Raw genomic sequence first — 19396 nt, 5'->3', positions numbered from 1 at the left:
TCTAGATATGTAGCAACTTAGTAAGGGCTTAATATTTTAGCTTCTCCACCAAGTGCACTTCTTGCATTCATCTTACTTCCCTGGATAGCCTGTACAGCTGCTTGTCTCATTGTTTGAGCCCCTCGCGTATCTAAAAATTTACCCCCAACTACGTTACTTGTTGCATACTGCGCTTTCCACCATTGCTCCCTTTGGTGATTGAATTCTAATAAACCCCAGTAACCTTTTTGCGCTAAGCTTCCCCAGGTTACCACCCCAAACAAAACAGGGTTAGAAGCACTTAAAACCCCTTTAATAGATGCTTTAGCCACCGATGTGCCTAAACTGTCGCCCCCATGTAAGCCTCTTGCAACATTATATCCAAATATAGCTTGAGGTGAGGTTAATGTCTTAATCATTGACTTTACTTTCATCTAGGTTACCCCCTTCTATTATTGTGAAGATCAAATACAATACTTCCATCAACATTTAAATTTTTAGAAACTCTTTCTTGCCCTACACCGTCGTACATCATAATTTCTGGCGATCCAATATACTGATAGTCATTCATGGTCGCTCGTTTAAGAGGTTCTATTTGATATTCAAAACTCATCTTAGCTTGATTAAAAGCAAGATATCCCCCTCCAACAACAGCAAAGTGTTTTGGGTTTATTCTTTTACCAGTGTATAGATTACTCAATGTCTTTTTCTTATTTTTTGTATCAATAAAAGTACTCTTAATAATATTATTTGGAGCATTTTTAACACCATTTACGGCCTTTTTTGTATTTAGAACACCTATTTTAGCAAAATTTTTAATTGAATTTAAAATAGCCATTTTTTATCCTCCTATTTATTAGATTAAACAATCCCTTTTGTTACTTGAGACACTTGTTTTTGATATAATGCTCATTTTTATTGGGTAGACACGTCACCTTATAGCGGTGTTTCTTTCTTTTGCATAAATTCTACATATTTTCTTAGTAGTAAAATCCATGTCTTTCGAATCACCCATTTGCGTATGTATACGCATTTAATCATTAATTTCAAGCAACCACTAAAGAACTACGTATAACACCCGTTTGTACTAATCGCTACTTGTCATCACTTTACCTGCTGCTTGAAGAGTATCTATATCAGCCCGTTTTATAGCCTCTACCGAAGAAGTGCTTTCTAATTTTTCTTCTCTAAAAATTTTCAACTGATGAATTTGTTAAATTATTTATTCTTACTTCTAGATGGATAAATTTCCAGATTTTTTTATACTTACTTTTAACTTCTAGGTCACCATTATATTTGATACTCAATTATTGGGATCCGCATATCGAATAGTAGACATACTTGGACAAGTTGTTTTAGAACGAATAAACTTCTCTACATCAATTACTTTTTTTAAGAAGTTTATTAGTATTTTTGAGGGTTCTTAACAAGTTATCTGCAATTGAAACCATACACTGCTCCACCCTAATTAAATTTAGCATTCCCCATCTTATGATGACCTGTTCTGGATTCAAAAAGATTAAATACGACTTCTCCTTGATTTATGTTCCCATATAAATTTCTATTCTTCTCTCTTTGCTTCTTCATTTTTTTCCTAAGTTGAAATTCTTGTTCTCCTTTAATCTCTTCTGTATCATCATATCCTTCAATTTGGTGTCCTACATCTAAAACAGTAGCAGGAGTAACAGCGTAATGTCCCTTACTCATAGCAGTTCCAAACTTATTTCCCGAAAATTGCATTCTACTTCCCTTGTCAACTTTCTTGGAAATTCCTTTTTCTTCATCAAAAATTTCACTTTTTACTAAACCTTGCACAGGTTGAGTTTGTATTAAGTGTTTCGCTCCATAGGCAAAACCACCAACTGCACCTATTGCAACCTTTGACCTGTTCTTTTGTAGAAAACTAGATGTATCGTAAGTTTCAATTACACGATCTTTAGTAGCCATAGATAGTACCTACTTTCTGTGTATGATAAAAATGATTTAACTAAGCATTACTAACCAACGAATAATCTAACGTCTGCAATAATGGATTCTCCTCATCAAGGAAATTTGCCTATGACACAATTAACACTATTCTTAAAGTTTTTTTGCCAAAGCTAAAATTAATACTTTCCGAAATTCAATTTGATTCCTCATGTAGGTGAGTTACTTAAATAAATGTTATTTCAAGGTTTTTAAGTATGGTTTATTTTGAAAAGGTTAAAACACTTAAGAGCATATATTACCCATCACGCGCTTCTCGTCTGACTTAACACCTAAAAGGTACCTTCATGTTCAATGTAAGCTACAATATCAGCGATTCTTTTAAGCGCGTCTTTTGTAGCATAGTAGACACCTAGTTCATAGTCGTACTCATCTGGATTCATACAAGCTGATTGTCCAACTACTTCAAATCCATTGTTCATTTGAAGACAAACAACTGTAGTCTTTAGTCCTACCTTTGCTGACTCCTTACGTTTCACCCAATGATCAAGTAAGTTTTGTTCAAATCGTTCATACCTAAGTCCTTCCATGTCCTCGCCCTCCTTTCATGACTTCAGGCATAACCTAACCAATTTGTCATATTTTCTCAATCAAATACTGTTAGCTTTATCACCGAATCTCCTATACCTAACTTGGTACACAGGCGAATTTTTTGTACTTTTTGAATTACAAAATGGTATACGGAATTTGCACTGAACAAGTTCACCACTATGAATTCACAACAAAGAATGCATCCTCAACAGATTGCGTTCTTTTTATTTTCAACTTAATTATATAAAGCAGAAATCCCATTAGAGGATAACTCTCGGGTAGAACTTTTAAGGAAGATATTGAAACAATTAAACAAATGTGGACTAAGCTAACGTCTGGTGTGAAACAAAATTAAGATTTAAAGAATAACCACTCTCTTTTTTTAATACATAACTACCAATTCCCATGTCAATATCACATTCTCAACCATATTACAAGTCTATAAATTTTCCAGTGAGAGGGTTAGGTTAAGTCGTCTATTAAATAGAAGGAGATTATCATGAACGAATTCATTACTGTCACTATGAAAAATAACAAATTGTCATACAAACACATAGAAAGATGATTACATGAGAAACTATCCAACGAGAGTATCCGTTATCAAAGTGGATGATAGTTCCTATTATATAGGACTGCAATTCTATCACTCTGATACATGGATGACATTAAAATATATATCTCATCACTACTCTTCCTATGAAAAGGCTGCGGCATCTTATAGAAAACTTGAACAACTTGGTTACATGGATCCGGTCCTATATAAACATGAATTATATAGGTAACATTAAGATTGTCAGCATGAACCTGAATTGGATAAACGTATCCGTCGTCACTTCAAACAAATGACTCTTGGAGAATGAAAAAAACATATGTCAAAGTGAAAGTTTAATAGATATATTTGTTTGATATTCTTAATTCGAAAGGAAATACAATTAATTTTCCCCTAAACAACACAACGAATTAAAAGGCTGCAAAGCGATTTTTCAGGAAAGCTTTGCAGCCTTTTTATATTTCAAATCCATAACACATCGTAGAACACGATAATCCCTTTATAAAGAAGTAATTCCGTCTATGTTAGGGTTCAAATATTTTTACACTAAAACTACATCTCTTATGATATATGATAATTTTGAGATAACATAAAACGGTTCTTAAAAAATCTAGAAATAAATTTTAAAAACAAAAAAAGGAGCCGAAGCCCCCTCTTTTCAACTAATTTTCATTAATTCACAAACATTTACTAGTCCATTACCAAACATATCATCGACACCTTTTTCTCCAAGGTCAACCGAATGCTCACGAATTAGTTGCATGATTTGATCAGGAGTTAACTTTTTGCCAATATCACGATAGTAAGCTAGAATAAGGGCGATTACCCCCGCTACCATTGGTGTAGCCATAGACGTACCAGATAGTTTTGCATAGCGATTGACAGGATATGTACTATAAATATCTACACCCGGAGCAGCTACATCTGTTTCACTGCCAAAGTTAGAGAAGGTGGCTCTATCAAGATTTCTATTAATCGCTCCCACTGCAATTACCTCATCATATGATGCTGGCCACCCAACATGAGTATTTTCATTACCAGTAGCAGCAACAATAATAATACCTGCCCCATGGGCACGTTTAATTGCATCATATAGGACAGGACCAGGATCATTCGAAGAACCTAGACTCATAGAAATGATATCTACTTGTTCAGAAATAGCCCAATCAATTCCCTTTACAATTGCCTCAACTGAACCAGAACCATCGTCTGCTAATACCTTAGCAATGTAAAGCTCAGCTTTAGGAGCAACCCCAACGATACCAATTGAGTTGTCACACCCAGCAATTATACCTGCACAGTGCGTGCCGTGCCCCTTCCTATCCATTATGTCAGTAAAATTATTTGTAGTAAAATTCATTCCTTTTTTGTAATTGGCAGCAAGATCCGGATGGGTAGCATCGATACCCGTATCTAGTATAGCAACCCTAATCCCCTCACCTTTTGTAATTGACCACATTTGAGGAGCCTGAATTAAATTAACACCCCAATCAATTACTTGTATAGGTGCCACTGATTGAATATCAATTACATCTGATTGGATTTTAAACTTCATTGAAATCCCCCTATAATTATAATAGTTACTAAAGATAACCATTTTTTTTAGAAGGTTCAATAGGAAAGTATTTTATCTCCTAACTACTTCATTACAAGATAAAAGTATAAATAGAAGCACCTTGAAATTGATGGTCTTCTTGTCATTAACATTAAGAAAGTAACATCAAAAGTAAAAATAAAACATAAATAGTTAGCAACTTACAAGTCAACTACTTGGGTAAAAAGATTCAGTTAGCCTTTTTATAACTCGACCATTTAACTTTATTCAATGCTATTAATTGTTCACAAGTGAGGTAGTCATGAGGGAAAATATCCCCACCTTGGTTTGGAAAAAGATCAATACCTGCTTCTTTTAAAATCTCATCCACCAGTTCTGTACAAATAAATTTATTCCTTCTATCTAGTTTATCTATTAGTTTGCTATTTGGAAATTTCGACTTTAAATATAGAGAAATTAATCGGAGCCAATCATATTGAAAACCTTTTCTCTGATATGAAACCGCTGTAGAGATAATAATTTCTTGTTGTTCTTTCGTTAACGCATTTTTATTTCTTAACACCATGCATTCTAAATTACTAATAGAATATGTCTCCCTTACTATAGAGGATTTAGTATTCCAATCTATCTCTATGATATATCCTCCACCAATATACAAAGCTACATGTGTCCACTTAGAATCTGCCACCTTTTGAATCATCTTTGAGATAAGAGACTTTCCACTTACGACAATAATATCGCCTACTATCATATTGCAAACCACCTTTCCAATTTTAGCAAAAAAATAGGGACCTCTAATTAGAGGCCCCCAAGAAAAGAGAGAAGTAAAAAGGAGTAAATAACATAACAAGCACATATGAGGATTAAAATCATATGATGAACGCTACATTATATATAAGCTATTGCTATATAACACTCAATCTTCTAAACCACGAGCTCTCGACTGGATAACGTCGACAATATTATCCCAGTAAAGAAGGGTTCTCTTCCCTTTTCCATCAGCAACTAAACCTATGCAAATTAAAGTGATGATATTTTTCTTCATCATATATTCTTTTTATTTCCTTTTTAGGTCACCCATTTAAAAATTCAAAAACCTTTCAAGTAATGTGCATATGCACTACTGCGGTATAGAATTACTCTTTGTTTCTTAACAAAGATGCCATTTTTCTTTCTTGGAATCTTGTCAATCCCAATGCATGTATATAAAGATGACCTGGAAATTCTTTTATCTTGTTATAGTTCCTCTACAGTACTTCTTTGCTTGCCTCACAAATCATCTTTTGTTACATAAATGATTCCATTGTCTTGATATCAGAATTAACATTAAACAATAGATTCAACCAGATCCTACCTCATTTTTCTCTCCATAAGCCAATGGGAGAAGAAACAAAATTATGGCTGCGGTTATACGAAGAAGCACTCCATATTCATCTAGCTCACCAATTTTGTAAAAATAAGCCGTACCTATAACTCCCCCCAATGCCCATCCATAAAAGAAATATCTTAATTTCCATAAAGGTTGCTTGCAGCAGTCAAGAATCTCTTTTATTTCTTTTTTTAATGACTCAATAAATTTCTTCATATTTCATTTCTTCCTCTCTCTCTCTATTTACCATTTAAGCGTAGTTGCTTATCTCCTGCTCCAGAAACTTCCCTTAAATATGCCATTTTAGGTATGAATTCGAAGAAAAGTCTCTCTCCAAAACTACTTAAATTATTTTTAATAATATGAACCTCATAAACTGATTGTTTATTTTGATGTCAGATCGCAGCTAATAACCTATTGATTGTTGACCACGTAGCAAGACACTTCTTTGTAGCAAAACATTACAAATTTTACTTCATATAGAATCTTTACGGATTCCACTATCTTGAGGTAGATTCACTACATCTAACCCGCACCATTACGTGTAACCACATTTCACTACAAAAATTGAGACTATATCACGCTTTTAAAGAGAAAAATGCCTCCTATTCAGATTTAAGAAACGCTCACCTGCTCACTTGAACCCTACTCATTTTGCCGAATTCCAATATCATTAATAACTTATTATTCATGATTAGAGTCATAGTTGTTTTTTCTGTGAGGATTTTTTAAATTTACAATTTCATCCATAACCATTAGAGCAAGGACAAGCATTTGATTATTCATTTTGGTCTCACGTCTTGCTTCTCTCACAGGAGCGTTTGTAACATAACCTTTTTTAGAAGAAAGTCAAGAAAAAAAACAAGCCGAAACTCTTATCCGCTTGTTTTCTCATAAATATAGAATTATGCTGACTCAACGTCTTCTTGAACGTTTTCTCCTTGAGCCACTTCTTCTTGAATTTTTTCTTCTAACACAGTCTCATCAACTGGTTCTTTAACAACTGGTACTAAGTCAGCATTCGTTAAAATAGCTTTGTACATTTTCAATTCTTCCTCATCAATATGACGAAGTACGTAATCAAAGACATATGCATTTAGCTTTTTGCCTTCTAACTTATCAATAGCATTAACAAAGCTAACATAATTCCTTAAACGTTTATTGCTGTCATTCTTAGTAATGGACGGCAACAAAGTCAGAGCTGGAAGATATAACGTTTTATTCTTTAAAAGAACTAAAAGTTTATCAGCAATCTCGTTGTCCTGGTTAGTTGCAAGAACAGCCGACTTTGCTTCATTTGTAGTTGCACTAATTAAATTTTTGAATAACTCAATCGCTTCATCAAGCTTCTTCATATAATTCATTTTCAACACCACCTCTCTACAATAACTTATTACAACCTTTCCTTTATTAAAAAATCAATACTAAACATGAACTACAGTTAGGAATTGTCCAAACAAGAAATTGACAATATACATTACTAAAGGTTGTTGTATACGTGTAAGAGAGGTGATAAAAATTGAAAAGTCAAAGAAAAGAATATGAATTTTCAGAAAAATGGGTAGAATGCTTAAACTGTTCCCAAGAGTACGTAATTGAGTATGTAATTGATGAGCGAGATACAAAAGGTTGCCCCGTTTGTGGTTCTTATGCTCATGAAGATCCCGCAAGTGAATATAGCAATTGGAGCGCTTAAAAAATGATCGAATACATTGAAAACAATAATTCAGATAAACCACAAGTTAATATATATATTGGAGAAGACGAATGGGCGAACTATTCTTTTCAAAACAAGGTTCGATTATTGTATCGACTCAAAAACTCCGACAATTTACTAGCTAAAAAATTGGTAAAATCTATTTCTTCATTAATAGAAGAAGAACAAAAGATGAGCGAGATTGATTACGAAGCAACAGTAAAACAATGTGAAGATACGATTGAATAGTTTGAAAAAAAATACATACCAATATTACTTGATTTTTGAAGCAATTAGACACTTCTTCCCTTCACGTATATGAATAAACCAACAACAAACATCACAGATTTTAAATCCGGGTATAGAAATTATCTATGTTTTCTACAAAGAAAACATAGATATCCCGAAATAACTATTCCAATTTAAGACAACCTATTCCTAACAGACGAATTTAAACTGATTGGAAAGTTCATCAATTGAATCACACAATTATTGCTTGATTCAAATTATTAATTTTAAAATCAACAATAACAAAACAGATACTTCCTCTAAATTTCCCCTCAAACATAGTCTACGAGTAACTACTATTATCCTTTTTATGAACTATTCTAATCTAAGCTTGATTAATTTTTTTATTTTTACATTGCACAGATAAACATTTGTCTTTATATAGAGACGAGAATAAAGCAAAACGCCTTAAGGGCGTACTAAAAGGAGTTCGTACCGAAAAAAGCAGGTGAAGTTTCATGTGCAAACCTTGCCCCATGATGAACTACTGCGACGGATTACAAATTTAGCTCCAGATAAGGAGGTAGTCGCTGCATGACTCCGGATGAAATTGGCATTATCGAAAAGATTTTTGTTAGCATTACTGAGGGTGATAAACCTTTTATGGTTCTCTTTGCGATTATCATGCTATTTGTTATCTTTATGTCCATAAAGGTTATGGGATATGTTCGTAGTGTTAGTGATAGTCACAAGGAACAAATCACCTCTATGAATGAAAACATGAAAGAACAGCGTGAAGACCATTATAAAATGATAGCGGAAGATCGGCTTCGCTCTGACAATCGTGAAAGAGAATTATTCGTAAACTTAGAGAAGAACACCCAACAGCTTAAAGGTATTGCTACAACATTAAAAGAGGTACAATTCAATTTCACTAGCTTAGAAAACAAAGTCACTCAAAACTTTGATTATCTAGAGAAAGAAATTGAAAGTGTTAAGATTAAAGTTAGTAAAAAAGAAAACTACGAGTAATCGTGGTTTTTTATTATGCCTAAATTATAAAATGCTTTAATACCAAATGATTTGTGTTCATTTTTCACCCCTTCTGGTATTACATTTTTTTAAGGTAATTAGAATAATAATTCGGGCAACCAATTATATTCATATGAAATTAAATATCTTCTTTTCCAAAATTACCTTGAATATGATCGTGTCCGCAAACTCAACGGCCTGCATTTATACAAAGAATTGTAATACTATATTAAGGATTTAGCTCAAATCCTATAAACAGGTTATACACTATTGTAAGATACGAAAGAAATACATCATCACCAGCATAATTAATCGATATGTAGATTGGAATCATTTAATAGGTTCTTAAAAAATCCCCAAATACCTCGTATCTTGAGAAGATATCATCTGGCATCTACTGTATACACCTGAAATAATTAATATCATTAGATTAACTATAATATGTTTTTAATTGACGTGTTTTCTTTTTATATGATGCTCATATAGTACCACGTCAAATACACGTCTATATGTTATTTATGCTATGTTGGAACATAAACTTCTTCATCGAATTCAAAAATTTTAGTAAATGCACCAAAATGAGTTTGTTATCCATTACGGTTACATTTTATTTCGAAACCTCAAAGTCACTTCAATACACAAAGTTAATGTGCTTTAAACAAGCAAGTGTTATCAACTGAAAAGTATAAGTCAAATTCCTTTTCTAATTGTTCTTATCCCCACAATTTAATTTCCTTTTGATTAAACCTAGTATTTCTAGGCTGTCATTTCCCTAAATTTATTAACTCCGAAGACCGCATCAATAACTGTTTAATTAATACTTTTTATCTATTTAAGTAAAATTAATAAAAATGTTAGCGTTAAACACCAACAGCTGATAATCTTGTACCAACTCTATATGAAATCTGTATTTTTTCCACATCTTTCTTACTCTCCATAGCTAATTTATTTCTTATGAGCTCTTCTTGATCAAGTAATCTATTCAATTCAGAACGTTGCTTGTCAGTAAGTTTATCCAAATTCTCATTTATCCATATAGATTGCTTATTAGATAATGGGTGGAATAGACTTTTAAAAACGTGGCAACCACTACACCCCTCTTTACTTGACCAAGGATATGTGCCAAATTTTAAAAATTCTCCTCTAGTTGCAATTTCGTTATAGTTCGTTTTATTTTTTATTTTATATTTTTCAATAAGCTCATTGGCAAGTTCGCTATGCTTACCGTAGTCACATTCATAGAAAATACCATCCGGTGCTAAATATCCCGATAACCCATATCTCATTTCTCTCATTTTCCTATTCCCTCTTGTTCTGTTAGTTTATGATTTTTCTACCTTTTACGAACTGATGTTCTTATTATATAAAAAATAATAAGAAATTAAAACAAAATTTTGATATTTTTTACCAAATAAATAAAAATTTAAATTTCTTTTCTCTCTTTAATTTTAAGATGTTCTAAAGAAGGGAAAAACTCTATGAATACAAATTTTCTTAATCCTTTTGAAGCATAGTCTTCTTTACTGTGTCCACTATTTTAATTTCACAATGAATAAAATATTTAAACCTATTACCTAAACATTTTATTACAACACACTCTGTTGGACTTGATTATAAAACACTGTGCTTTCTTCTAGTAAATTAACTTGTTCGCCTAACTTTTCAATTTAATAATTAAGAGGAACAAGCTCTTTTTGATTTTAAAACGTTACATTCTAACTTAGAGTTATATCAGAAATTCACAAACCTTATATTTTCCTCAAAATAAAAGAGAGACGTAAATACGTCTCTTTCTTTCAAGTATAGTTCATTTATAGTGAGGTACATATCAAGAAAGATAAGTCTTATACTCCTATAATAGGACTCAATAATTAAATTTTGAGACTTTCAAAAAGAGTTATGTAATAATTAACCCCCTTCTCTTAGGTACCTCTACTCTCCAAAAAATTCTCTGCTGGTGCAAATCTTGCCTCCAACAGTATGTCATTGATAACAAATCCAATATTGAATTCATCGTTTTCAAAATCTAAATAAATGGGTTTAGCTTTTAATTCTTTTTTAATATAGAGTTCATCCATATCTTCAATATTATCCTCTGTAAGTAAGTGTCTTCGATCTTTATTAGGTTCTAACACTGCTATGCCTATAGATGGAAAATACAAAAGAACATTAATTGAACCCACTTTAACATTTTCTTCGAACATTAAATGATAAAAAGAATTCTTAATGATCTCTATCGCTTCTTGCTTATTCATGACTAATTCCTCCCTCAAGCACTCCATCTTCCTTTATACCACATTTGCTAAAAAGCTAAAAGGTACCTTTTCTTATAAATGCTAAATTGAGCTAACTCACCTTTAAATATTTGAGATAATACTTTACACCCTCATTTCTAATGGTTCAAATTCTTAAAATAAGTTAGTCCAGGAAGGAATTATTGTGCTTAAATTTATTAACGTTTGAGGTGAAAAGTTATAGAAATGACAGATAACGACGATATAACCGTTTTGAATTAAGATTTAAAAATTCTCTTCTTAAAAACTCTCTAAAAAGAAAATACAGAAGAATTGAGTGAATTGATACTCTTTTGGAGAATATAAAAAAATATAGGACTGAGATAGAACCTATCTACACGATTAGTTAGCGTAAAATCTTTTATAGTACCGGTAAAGTAAAGAAATAAGACACTTCCTATAAAATCATTTTCATCTATAAATTAAGAGATACAATGATTTCAGAGGTGCTGTCTATGTTAGATATTTGTAGACTTACATAAGGGAGGTGTGGTTGCTTGAAGATTTACCGTGGTAATATAGGGGTAGATTTATCTCTTGAAGAATTCTCCGGACTTATAGTAGATGAAGAGAAAATTGATGACTTGCTCAACCTCATATATACATTGGAGATGGATGAAATAATGAACTATAATAGAGATGACATTCAAGCTCTTGAAGAAAGCCTATTCCAAGAAATTGCAGAGTACCAACGCAAACAAAATTCAAATGACTCAACTGCAAAAATGGAGTATATCTTAGCCCACTTAAAAAAATACGAGCGTTAAAGCTCCACAAGATGAATACATTCAATCTCTATTGTTTGAATGTACAGCAAGTTTGAAGTAGATTGGGATAGAAATAGTCCAGCCCCTAGTTATAATCCCCAAAAATTATTTTTCAAATTACTCCAACAAATACTTTGCCACCTAAGATTAATGTATCTATATAATTATTATTTCTCACCATCAAAATAAAAAGACTCAGGATAAATTTCCTGAGTCTTCTCTTCTAATGGCCTTTGGAAAACTTAATATAAAAGATGTTACTCCATCTGCTGTGCCATGAACAGTTATTCGACCTTTATACAGATTCATTACTTCTTGAGCTATGGTCAAGCCTAAACCAGATCCTTGTTTTGAATTCCCCAAATTTTTCCCACGATAATAACGATCGAAGAGAAAAGGAATCTCTTTTTGATCAATAACAACCCCCGTATTGGTGATAGAAATATATACCATATTATCAGTTCTTTTAGAAATGGTATCTATTTTAACTATATTTGAATTCATTGAATACTTAACAGCATTATCAAGAATTGGATTCATCATTAAGAAAAAATGGTTCCTGTCTATAAATATCTCAACTTCTTCAGAATCATAGTCTGTCTCAAAAATAAAACTCGGATAGGTTTCTTGCTTAAATCTTAACAAGAAATTTACTAAATATTTCACGTCATAGTAATTGGCACTATCAATATTTGGGATTTGTTTCAAACGGGCTAGTTCCAGCGTAGTTGATATAATGGCCGTTCCCCTAATTATATTATCTTCAATAGCATTTAGTTTTTCAGCAACTAGTTTATCATCACTTTTTCCATATATTTTAATAACATCAACAGATTGTTTGATTGCCGTAAGATATGTCTTTATCTCATGCGATACATCTTGCATGGAATTAAGATTGTTTTGTACAAGCTCATGCATCCTGTCTAACACTGCATTAAAACGATGAACAATTTTTGATATTTCTTCTCCATACAAAGGATCTTCAATCCTTGTTTGATAATTATTATCTACTACATTTTCAAAACTTGAATCGATTGCACTTTGTAATGGTTTAAAAATAAATTTTAAACATACTAATACTGACACAACTGAAAAGAAGAAAAACCAAATGAACATATATAAGAAGTTTTCCATGCTATTAACCATTTGCATCTTCAAATTAGGTGTTATATCTTTTTTTATGATTATCGTGTCATAATGACCTTTATGTTTAAAAGAATGTAAAATCTCACCATATGCTTTATTTTTTTCATCAATATAAAAACTATAACTATCTTTATCAGCAGTAGCATCTAGTGATTTCATATGTGCTTTAATAGAATCAAAAAAGGTTGGGACGAATAAGGTCAGTATTTGAGCTTCAAACATACCAAATTTATCATTCTGTTCATACTCAGCTGCATAATGATAATCTTGTGCTCCTTGTTCACCCATGCGAATTTTCATTGATTCACCTGGATAGCTAATCTGCTTAAAGAACTCAGAATCAAGTTCCTGTGATGCACCTATTCCTGAAGAAACTATTTTGTCCTGTATTTTCTCTACCCTGAAAAACATAGATTCAAATTCTCTTTGAGTTGTTAGTTGTAGCTCATTATAAATAGAAAATAAATTGACTGGTATTGCTGAAACAAGAACAAGTATAAGGGTTAATAAAACTACTTGCACACGTAGTTTATCACGTTTCACAAAATTATTGAGAAATTTCCTAATCTTATTTCCCATTAGGTATCACCTCTCGATTCCTGATGCAAGGGTATGATTAATGTAAAAATGTTTTTGCCATCTTCATAACTCTTTACATGAATTTTCCCCTTATATAAATGCATCACTTTTTTGGATATTGTTAAACCCATTCCGAACCCTTTCATTGAATTTTCAATATTCTTCCCTCTGTAATATCTATTAAATAACTGTGGGATTTCCTCTTTTTCAATTTGAATACCCCAATTAATAATATCAATATATACATAGTTTGAATATTTACCTTCTCGAATATGAATGACTATCTCATTACTATGCAATGAATACCTAACTGCATTTTCAATGATAGGATTTAAGGCTAATACAAAATGTTCTTTATTAAAATGAATAATTGGCGAGCTTACATCATATTTACCAATAAAATCAAAATCAGGAAAAACCTTTTTTATATATTGTAGGTAATTCTCAATCATTTCTTTTACATCCCGAGATTTTGTAGCATCCATATGAATTCCCCGGTCTAATTTTGCAAGATCGAGAAATGTAGACATAACTTTTGTAATTTGTTCAATATTATCATCTATTGACTTTAATTTTTGTTCTACAATTAGTTTATTATTTGTTCCGTAAAATCGTAGCACATCAATAGATTGTTTAATTGAGGTTAACTTATTGTTTACCTCATGTGAAACATCCTGCATGGACTCTATATTAACTTCAATATGATTTTGCATTTGCTCAAGAATATCATTGATTTGATGCTGAACATTGCTTATTTCTTTTCCATAACTATCCTTTATGTCTATTCTAGCCTTGTAATCCTTTTCTTTTAACTCCACAAATGATTTATCAAGAGCTTTCCCAAAGAAGCGAAATACTAGGCCAATCCCAAAATAGATAAATATGCTTATAGCAATAATGAAATACAATAAGTAAATAAAAAATTCTTTTTGATATTTCTCTATTAGCTTTATAACAATTGGTGTTACGTTTCTTTTTACTATAATCGTTTCATTATTATCTCCATGTTTAAAAGTATGCTTATAAGTCATATAATAAAGGCCATTTGTTTCATCGTTACGAATTGATATGTTACCTAATTTATTTATTTCTTTTTGATGTCTTTTAACTAAAGTTTCTATTAAAAAGGCTGCAAAATATTTATCTACACTACTTATTGCTTCTTCGTTTTGTTTAATGTAGAAAGTGTATTCAATGTTTTTTGCTGCAGATGAAACTTTTATTTCTTCACCTTTTAATAGAATTCCATCAAAAAATTCCTGATGTATCTTATCAACCCCGCCAATTCTCCAAGCTTCATTTTCAATCTGAATCGCTCTGTACTTGATATGACTAAACGCTTCTTCCCCATTTTTTAAAACAACAGAAATAAAAAATAGTAGCTGAATGGGTATTGTAATTAAGGTAACAGCAATGACTGCCACCGCCATTATCTTCATATGTAATTTATTATTTTTTATCCTTCTAGCAACTAGAGACTTCAAGAACATAACCCTTACCTCGAACTGTTTTGATTATATCAATATCAAGTGAATTTCTTAACCTACGGATATTTACTTCCAGAGTATTTGTTTCTTGAAGTTCTGAAGGATCATATCCCCAAATATTTTTATACAATTCTTCTTTAGAAATAATTTGTCCCTTATGAATGATGAAGTAATGTAATAATTCGAAAAGTTGTTTAGTTAAATGAACATGCTTACCCTCAACAATTACTTTGTGCGTTAATAAATTAATCTCAATATTACCGCATCGAGTAATTCCTCCGTTAGAAATATCGTTACTATAACTTCTTCTTAAAACTGTTCGGATTCTCGCAAGCAACACCGTTAAGTCATATGGTTTTGTTATATAGTCTTCTGCTCCCATATCTAAGCCTTGCATAATATCTAGCGGTTCGCTTCTTGATGTCAGGAGTAAATATGGAATTTTCTTTTTTTGATTCACTAACCTTGCAACTTCAAGGCCATTTGAAATACGAGTATTTAACTCTCCCACTGTTTTCTTTAACATGACATCTAATATCATTAAGTCATAATCATTAGATACAGCAGCATTCACTGCTTCATCACCAGTAGTAAACCAATCAATATGATAATTTTCGCTTCTTAAAATCATTTCAAGTGTGCTACCGATTTCAACTTCATCTTCAAGTAATAATAATCTGTACAATTTTCTCCCTCCCACAGGTCTTTTAAGTGCGAAATGTTTGAAAACAACGCAAAAAATCCCCTGTTAGAAGGCGAAATTAAGCAGTGAATTCGTTTATCTTTCCATAATTTTTTTGTACATAATGCAATTAATGTCTGTAAAAGGTACTACTTACGAGTAACGTTCAATCTTGTAAGTATCGTCCAAATTCCTCATATTATTTTTTAACCTTTATACGTGAAACACTTTTTATAACTACATGTACATTAACTTTTCTGCTTAAATCCTCTTTTAAAACTTGGAGTAATTCTACATTGTGCTTCATTTTCTCACTTTTGTCGTATTCCTAAAATTCTGCCCTACCTATTCAAGATTGAAAGCATACTTATAAATGTTTACACACTTCAATCATCTTTCACGACATATTTGCCACGAATGAATTTAATCCTACATTTAAGTACGTCATCGTATAGAAAAAATCTAATTAATTCAGTATTTCTGCCAATATAATCGATAGCTTTTTCTTATTTACATACCAATCTGAAATAGAAGCAATACTTTCATAATCCATTCTTAGTTAAACACCTAGCATACTCGGCATTTCAACTACCTGTTTTAAATGTTGGTTTAGGTCAAGTTCCATTTTATCTTTCAATTCTTCTGATGTATAGACTTTTATTTCATTTAGTCGAAAAACGTTTTCCTTCCTATTTATGTTACATACTATACTCAACTGCCTACACTTTCACTTCGTTTAGAAGAGAAAATTCCTAAATAAAGATTTCTCTGGAATTCTAATTTATTAGACCATCTTCACAGTCCATGCAGTTAGAAACCTTATCGCTTCATTCTTTAATTTGAGACTTTGTCCAAATAATTTTCCATATATTAATCAATTCTAGCTACCTTTACTAGCTGTTTATTTTAATGAGAAGATTCCTTCGTTCTTATTAGATTTGAAACCCAGGATACTGTTTATTTTTTGAAAAAAAGTGTATTTGCATCCGCAATGTTGCAAATAGACGACTGAATCGCAATACTATCCACTTCTTTTTGCAAAATAAACACTTTCTTCATGGCAGAAAGTTTATGAAAGCATATACCATATGTCAAACCTTTCCCTGTATCTTTGTATACGTTATCCCAAAGAGAATAGAAAGTGATTGACTATAACATGTAAATAGCTAACTATTTTATTAGTTACCAGTGCCTGTGCTTAATTTGGTTAGATACAAAATTTAGATACTTTATTGCGCCTCATTTCTTTCACCTCCATTTCGATATAGGTCTATTATACACCAAACGTACATTCGGTATATAGTACCACTTTATGTACGTGGAAAAATTAATATGGTTCCTGTCATCTCTTGTCCGAAACAAACTCATCTTCTCCTACTTACTTCGCGTTCTTTGAGGAATGCATAAAAATGGCCCATCAAATAATACAATGGGCCATTTTTATAAAACTTTTTTAATTCTATTTTTCTTAATATAAAGTATTACGCTATTCATTGTACTTCTTTCAGTTTGTTTACCTAAATAATAGTTATACCAAAATTGCTTTTCCTTCTAATGTTCTCCTGATTTTCTCAGCAACCGTGCCCAATGATATCCATATCATCAACTAGTTAAGAAATTCTATCTTGATATCTCTTCGTCCAAAGTCATTCATTCTGTCAGCATCTGTCATATAAATGTCTACTATGTTTCCTTTTATAGCACCACCTCGATCTTCGACAGTGTAAATTCCATTAATATATGGATAAGAATCACATGTAATTCTTACTCTTGTTCCCATTGGAACCGAGCGATCCATTGCAATCATACCTGGTTGTATTGTCTTACCTGAAGCTGTTATACCTGTAACTCCTGGCTCGTTTAATGTATAAGCAGTACCAATCCCCATAATCGTTTTAGAAACACTAGTATCTTTAGCAGTAGGAGGATCAGATTTGTCTGATGATGTTTTTTCAGGCATCACTGGCCTGGCAGATTCCTTCGCTTCGCGCAATTGCTTAGCTAAATCTGCATTCTCTGCTTGAAGTTTCTGATTCTCTTCTTGAGACTGATGTTTCCCCTCATTCATAGCTTCGTTTTCATTTTTTATTTCTTCTAATTCAATAGAAAGCTGTTCTGTATTAGCTGCAATTTGTTTTTTTTGTTCTTCTAATACTTTGTTGTTTTCATTCGCGGTTTTTAATTCTATGACAGTTTGTTTATGGTTTTTCTCTAAGGATTTCACTTCTTTGTTTAACTCTTGAATCTCATAAAATTGAAATCCTACACCGCTAGCCACTACGGTTGCTGCCGTGACTTTTAAACAGTTCTGTATTATTTTTCCCTTTTTGATTTTTGTTTTCATTTTGAATCAAGTCCTTTCATTATTATATTTCTGTTGTTACAGTAGTGAGAAGGTTAGAAGTTTTTATAGAGAAGTAAAATAAAAAAGAGCCCTCCTAAAAGAACGGACTCTTTATACATTATTTTTATTCTTTAACTTCAGGAAACTCTTTCTTTTCGAACCACTGATGACGGCAAGCACGCTTTAAGCATGTATACTTAATCCTTGTTTTCCATTCATCTTTATATGCACGAGGATTTTGACACTCCGGGCATGTATTCTCGACGTAACGTTCTTTGTATGTATTCCCCTTTGTCTTATGACCTCTTGACTGTGCATTATATGATACGATTTGTTTGTTCTCCATATAAACTACCTCATCCCTATGCAAAATTTGTAACAGTTGTTTTACCTTAAAAATCATTTACACCATAATATAAAATGTCCAAACAGAATATAAGCACTTACACTTGATTTTACAAGTCTTTATTGTATTTTTTTATTATTTTGATATTCTAAAAAATCATAGAGGATTGAAAGCCGCTTTCCTTCGAGGATTTGAACGAGTTTAAAATCATTTTTCACTGCCTCTACATTATAAATATCTCCAATAATGAAATGCTCGATATCTTCCATTATTGTGGCTAATTCCTTATGAGCAGTGCCGAATTTATCTTCAAAGTCTTTTGCAAACAGAATTGGAAATGAAGCATAAATTCGATTAAATTCATTAATCATATAACGATGAATATACAGCATATACTCCTTCATTTCCCGAATTTCTTGTAAACCAATAGATACAGCCCTTGATTCTTGTTCTCTATTAATAGGAGGTAATGGCATTTCACCTACAAACTCTTCCAACTTTTTATCTTTAATGGAAGGAGAAATATACCCCTCAGTTGATTTTTCCCTATCTTCATGCGATAAGATTTTTTTCCCTTCTGCTCTTAACAAGACCTCTTGTAATTTATCTCTCGATTGATAAATCACCGCATCATTCTCTTCTTTGTTGTTTTCTAGTAGTTCACCAAATGTTTTTTCAAATATATTTGATTTATCTTTGTTTGACATTTTATTTACTACTCCCTTGTTATATGAATAAGTATGGTGAATTCGGCTTCTTTCAGTAATATTATTAAAACCTACTACTCTTCCAACTGAACCTTGTCTAAAAATTATAAGCACATGG

Annotated in this window: 20 protein-coding genes and 1 pseudogene; 4 read left to right on the top strand and 17 right to left on the bottom strand. The window is 31.9% G+C overall.

Features of this window, described 5'->3' with window-relative positions:
- Positions 1-17 precede the first annotated feature (17 nt).
- The 8 genes from ACTFN4_RS11745 to ACTFN4_RS11710 all read right to left on the bottom strand — a co-directional run bounded on the left by ACTFN4_RS11745 (position 18) and on the right by ACTFN4_RS11710 (position 7334).
- Entirely contained in the window at positions 18-413 is a 396-nt protein-coding gene (locus tag ACTFN4_RS11745) for a hypothetical protein (protein ID WP_025966531.1), read from the bottom strand.
- A gap of 5 nt (positions 414-418) precedes the next feature.
- The gene (locus ACTFN4_RS11740) at positions 419-817 is read right to left on the bottom strand and encodes a hypothetical protein (protein ID WP_025966532.1); all 399 of its coding nucleotides are present in this window, start codon (positions 815-817) and stop codon (positions 419-421) included.
- Positions 818-1443: 626 nt separating this feature from the next.
- Positions 1444-1926 carry a hypothetical protein gene (locus ACTFN4_RS11735; RefSeq protein ID WP_025966533.1) on the bottom strand — a complete coding sequence of 161 codons (483 nt, stop codon included), beginning with the start codon at positions 1924-1926 and terminating at the stop codon, positions 1444-1446.
- Positions 1927-2237: 311 nt separating this feature from the next.
- Complete coding sequence (locus ACTFN4_RS11730) at positions 2238-2495, bottom strand: Gp49 family protein (RefSeq protein ID WP_000398755.1); 258 nt, start codon at positions 2493-2495, stop codon at positions 2238-2240.
- 1209 nt (positions 2496-3704) lie between these two features.
- Positions 3705-4601, bottom strand: a complete 897-nt coding sequence (locus tag ACTFN4_RS11725; RefSeq protein WP_439962324.1) for a S8 family peptidase — start codon at positions 4599-4601, stop codon at positions 3705-3707.
- Between the two features lie 229 nt (positions 4602-4830).
- A complete protein-coding gene (locus ACTFN4_RS11720) occupies positions 4831-5352 on the bottom strand; it encodes a hypothetical protein (RefSeq protein WP_025966535.1) in 522 nt (173 codons plus the stop codon).
- Between the two features lie 588 nt (positions 5353-5940).
- The gene (locus tag ACTFN4_RS11715) at positions 5941-6186 is read right to left on the bottom strand and encodes a hypothetical protein (protein WP_025966536.1); all 246 of its coding nucleotides are present in this window, start codon (positions 6184-6186) and stop codon (positions 5941-5943) included.
- A gap of 689 nt (positions 6187-6875) precedes the next feature.
- On the bottom strand, positions 6876-7334 hold the full coding sequence (locus ACTFN4_RS11710) for a hypothetical protein (protein ID WP_025966537.1): 459 nt from the start codon (positions 7332-7334) through the stop codon (positions 6876-6878).
- A 155-nt stretch (positions 7335-7489) separates the two neighbouring features.
- Here ACTFN4_RS11710 and ACTFN4_RS11705 point away from each other — a divergent pair, with 155 nt between their 5' ends.
- The 3 genes from ACTFN4_RS11705 (at position 7490) to ACTFN4_RS11695 (ending at position 8926) form a co-directional block, all read left to right on the top strand.
- Positions 7490-7666 carry a hypothetical protein gene (locus ACTFN4_RS11705; RefSeq protein ID WP_000842045.1) on the top strand — a complete coding sequence of 59 codons (177 nt, stop codon included), beginning with the start codon at positions 7490-7492 and terminating at the stop codon, positions 7664-7666.
- Positions 7667-7669: 3 nt separating this feature from the next.
- The gene (locus tag ACTFN4_RS11700; RefSeq protein WP_000575194.1) at positions 7670-7915 is read left to right on the top strand and encodes a hypothetical protein; all 246 of its coding nucleotides are present in this window, start codon (positions 7670-7672) and stop codon (positions 7913-7915) included.
- Between the two features lie 573 nt (positions 7916-8488).
- On the top strand, positions 8489-8926 hold the full coding sequence (locus ACTFN4_RS11695) for a hypothetical protein (RefSeq protein ID WP_025966538.1): 438 nt from the start codon (positions 8489-8491) through the stop codon (positions 8924-8926).
- A gap of 860 nt (positions 8927-9786) precedes the next feature.
- Here ACTFN4_RS11695 and ACTFN4_RS11690 read toward each other — a convergent pair.
- Complete coding sequence (locus ACTFN4_RS11690; RefSeq protein WP_001208833.1) at positions 9787-10221, bottom strand: hypothetical protein; 435 nt, start codon at positions 10219-10221, stop codon at positions 9787-9789.
- Between the two features lie 627 nt (positions 10222-10848).
- Positions 10849-11181 (bottom strand): hypothetical protein, encoded by a 333-nt coding sequence (locus ACTFN4_RS11685; protein WP_001041141.1) that lies wholly within the window; start codon positions 11179-11181, stop codon positions 10849-10851.
- A 536-nt stretch (positions 11182-11717) separates the two neighbouring features.
- Between ACTFN4_RS11685 and ACTFN4_RS11680 the strand changes: the two genes are divergently transcribed.
- Complete coding sequence (locus tag ACTFN4_RS11680; RefSeq protein ID WP_000708630.1) at positions 11718-11987, top strand: hypothetical protein; 270 nt, start codon at positions 11718-11720, stop codon at positions 11985-11987.
- A 195-nt stretch (positions 11988-12182) separates the two neighbouring features.
- On the opposite strand, the gene ACTFN4_RS11675 is transcribed toward ACTFN4_RS11680, so the two are convergent.
- The 7 genes and pseudogenes from ACTFN4_RS11675 to ACTFN4_RS11645 form a co-directional block, all read right to left on the bottom strand.
- The gene (locus ACTFN4_RS11675; RefSeq protein ID WP_439962323.1) at positions 12183-13712 is read right to left on the bottom strand and encodes a sensor histidine kinase; all 1530 of its coding nucleotides are present in this window, start codon (positions 13710-13712) and stop codon (positions 12183-12185) included.
- Complete coding sequence (locus tag ACTFN4_RS11670; protein WP_086401398.1) at positions 13712-15202, bottom strand: sensor histidine kinase; 1491 nt, start codon at positions 15200-15202, stop codon at positions 13712-13714. Before ACTFN4_RS11670 ends, ACTFN4_RS11675 begins: the two co-directional genes overlap by 1 nt.
- Positions 15177-15884 carry a response regulator transcription factor gene (locus ACTFN4_RS11665; protein WP_000286077.1) on the bottom strand — a complete coding sequence of 236 codons (708 nt, stop codon included), beginning with the start codon at positions 15882-15884 and terminating at the stop codon, positions 15177-15179. The genes ACTFN4_RS11670 and ACTFN4_RS11665 overlap by 26 nt, the downstream gene beginning before the upstream one ends.
- A gap of 922 nt (positions 15885-16806) precedes the next feature.
- Positions 16807-17070, bottom strand: a pseudogene (locus tag ACTFN4_RS11660) (hypothetical protein); the annotation flags it as partial.
- A gap of 417 nt (positions 17071-17487) precedes the next feature.
- Positions 17488-18159 carry a 3D domain-containing protein gene (locus ACTFN4_RS11655; protein ID WP_439962322.1) on the bottom strand — a complete coding sequence of 224 codons (672 nt, stop codon included), beginning with the start codon at positions 18157-18159 and terminating at the stop codon, positions 17488-17490.
- A 190-nt stretch (positions 18160-18349) separates the two neighbouring features.
- Positions 18350-18571 (bottom strand): hypothetical protein, encoded by a 222-nt coding sequence (locus ACTFN4_RS11650; RefSeq protein ID WP_000428645.1) that lies wholly within the window; start codon positions 18569-18571, stop codon positions 18350-18352.
- Positions 18572-18690: 119 nt separating this feature from the next.
- Positions 18691-19392 (bottom strand): hypothetical protein, encoded by a 702-nt coding sequence (locus ACTFN4_RS11645; RefSeq protein ID WP_439962320.1) that lies wholly within the window; start codon positions 19390-19392, stop codon positions 18691-18693.
- Between the last annotated feature and the right edge of the window lie 4 nt (positions 19393-19396).

The organism is Bacillus cereus group sp. MYBK95-2, from assembly GCF_051915225.1.
In the GTDB taxonomy this organism is placed as follows: domain Bacteria; phylum Bacillota; class Bacilli; order Bacillales; family Bacillaceae_G; genus Bacillus_A; species Bacillus_A cereus.
This window is presented reverse-complemented; position numbering and strand designations above follow the sequence as displayed.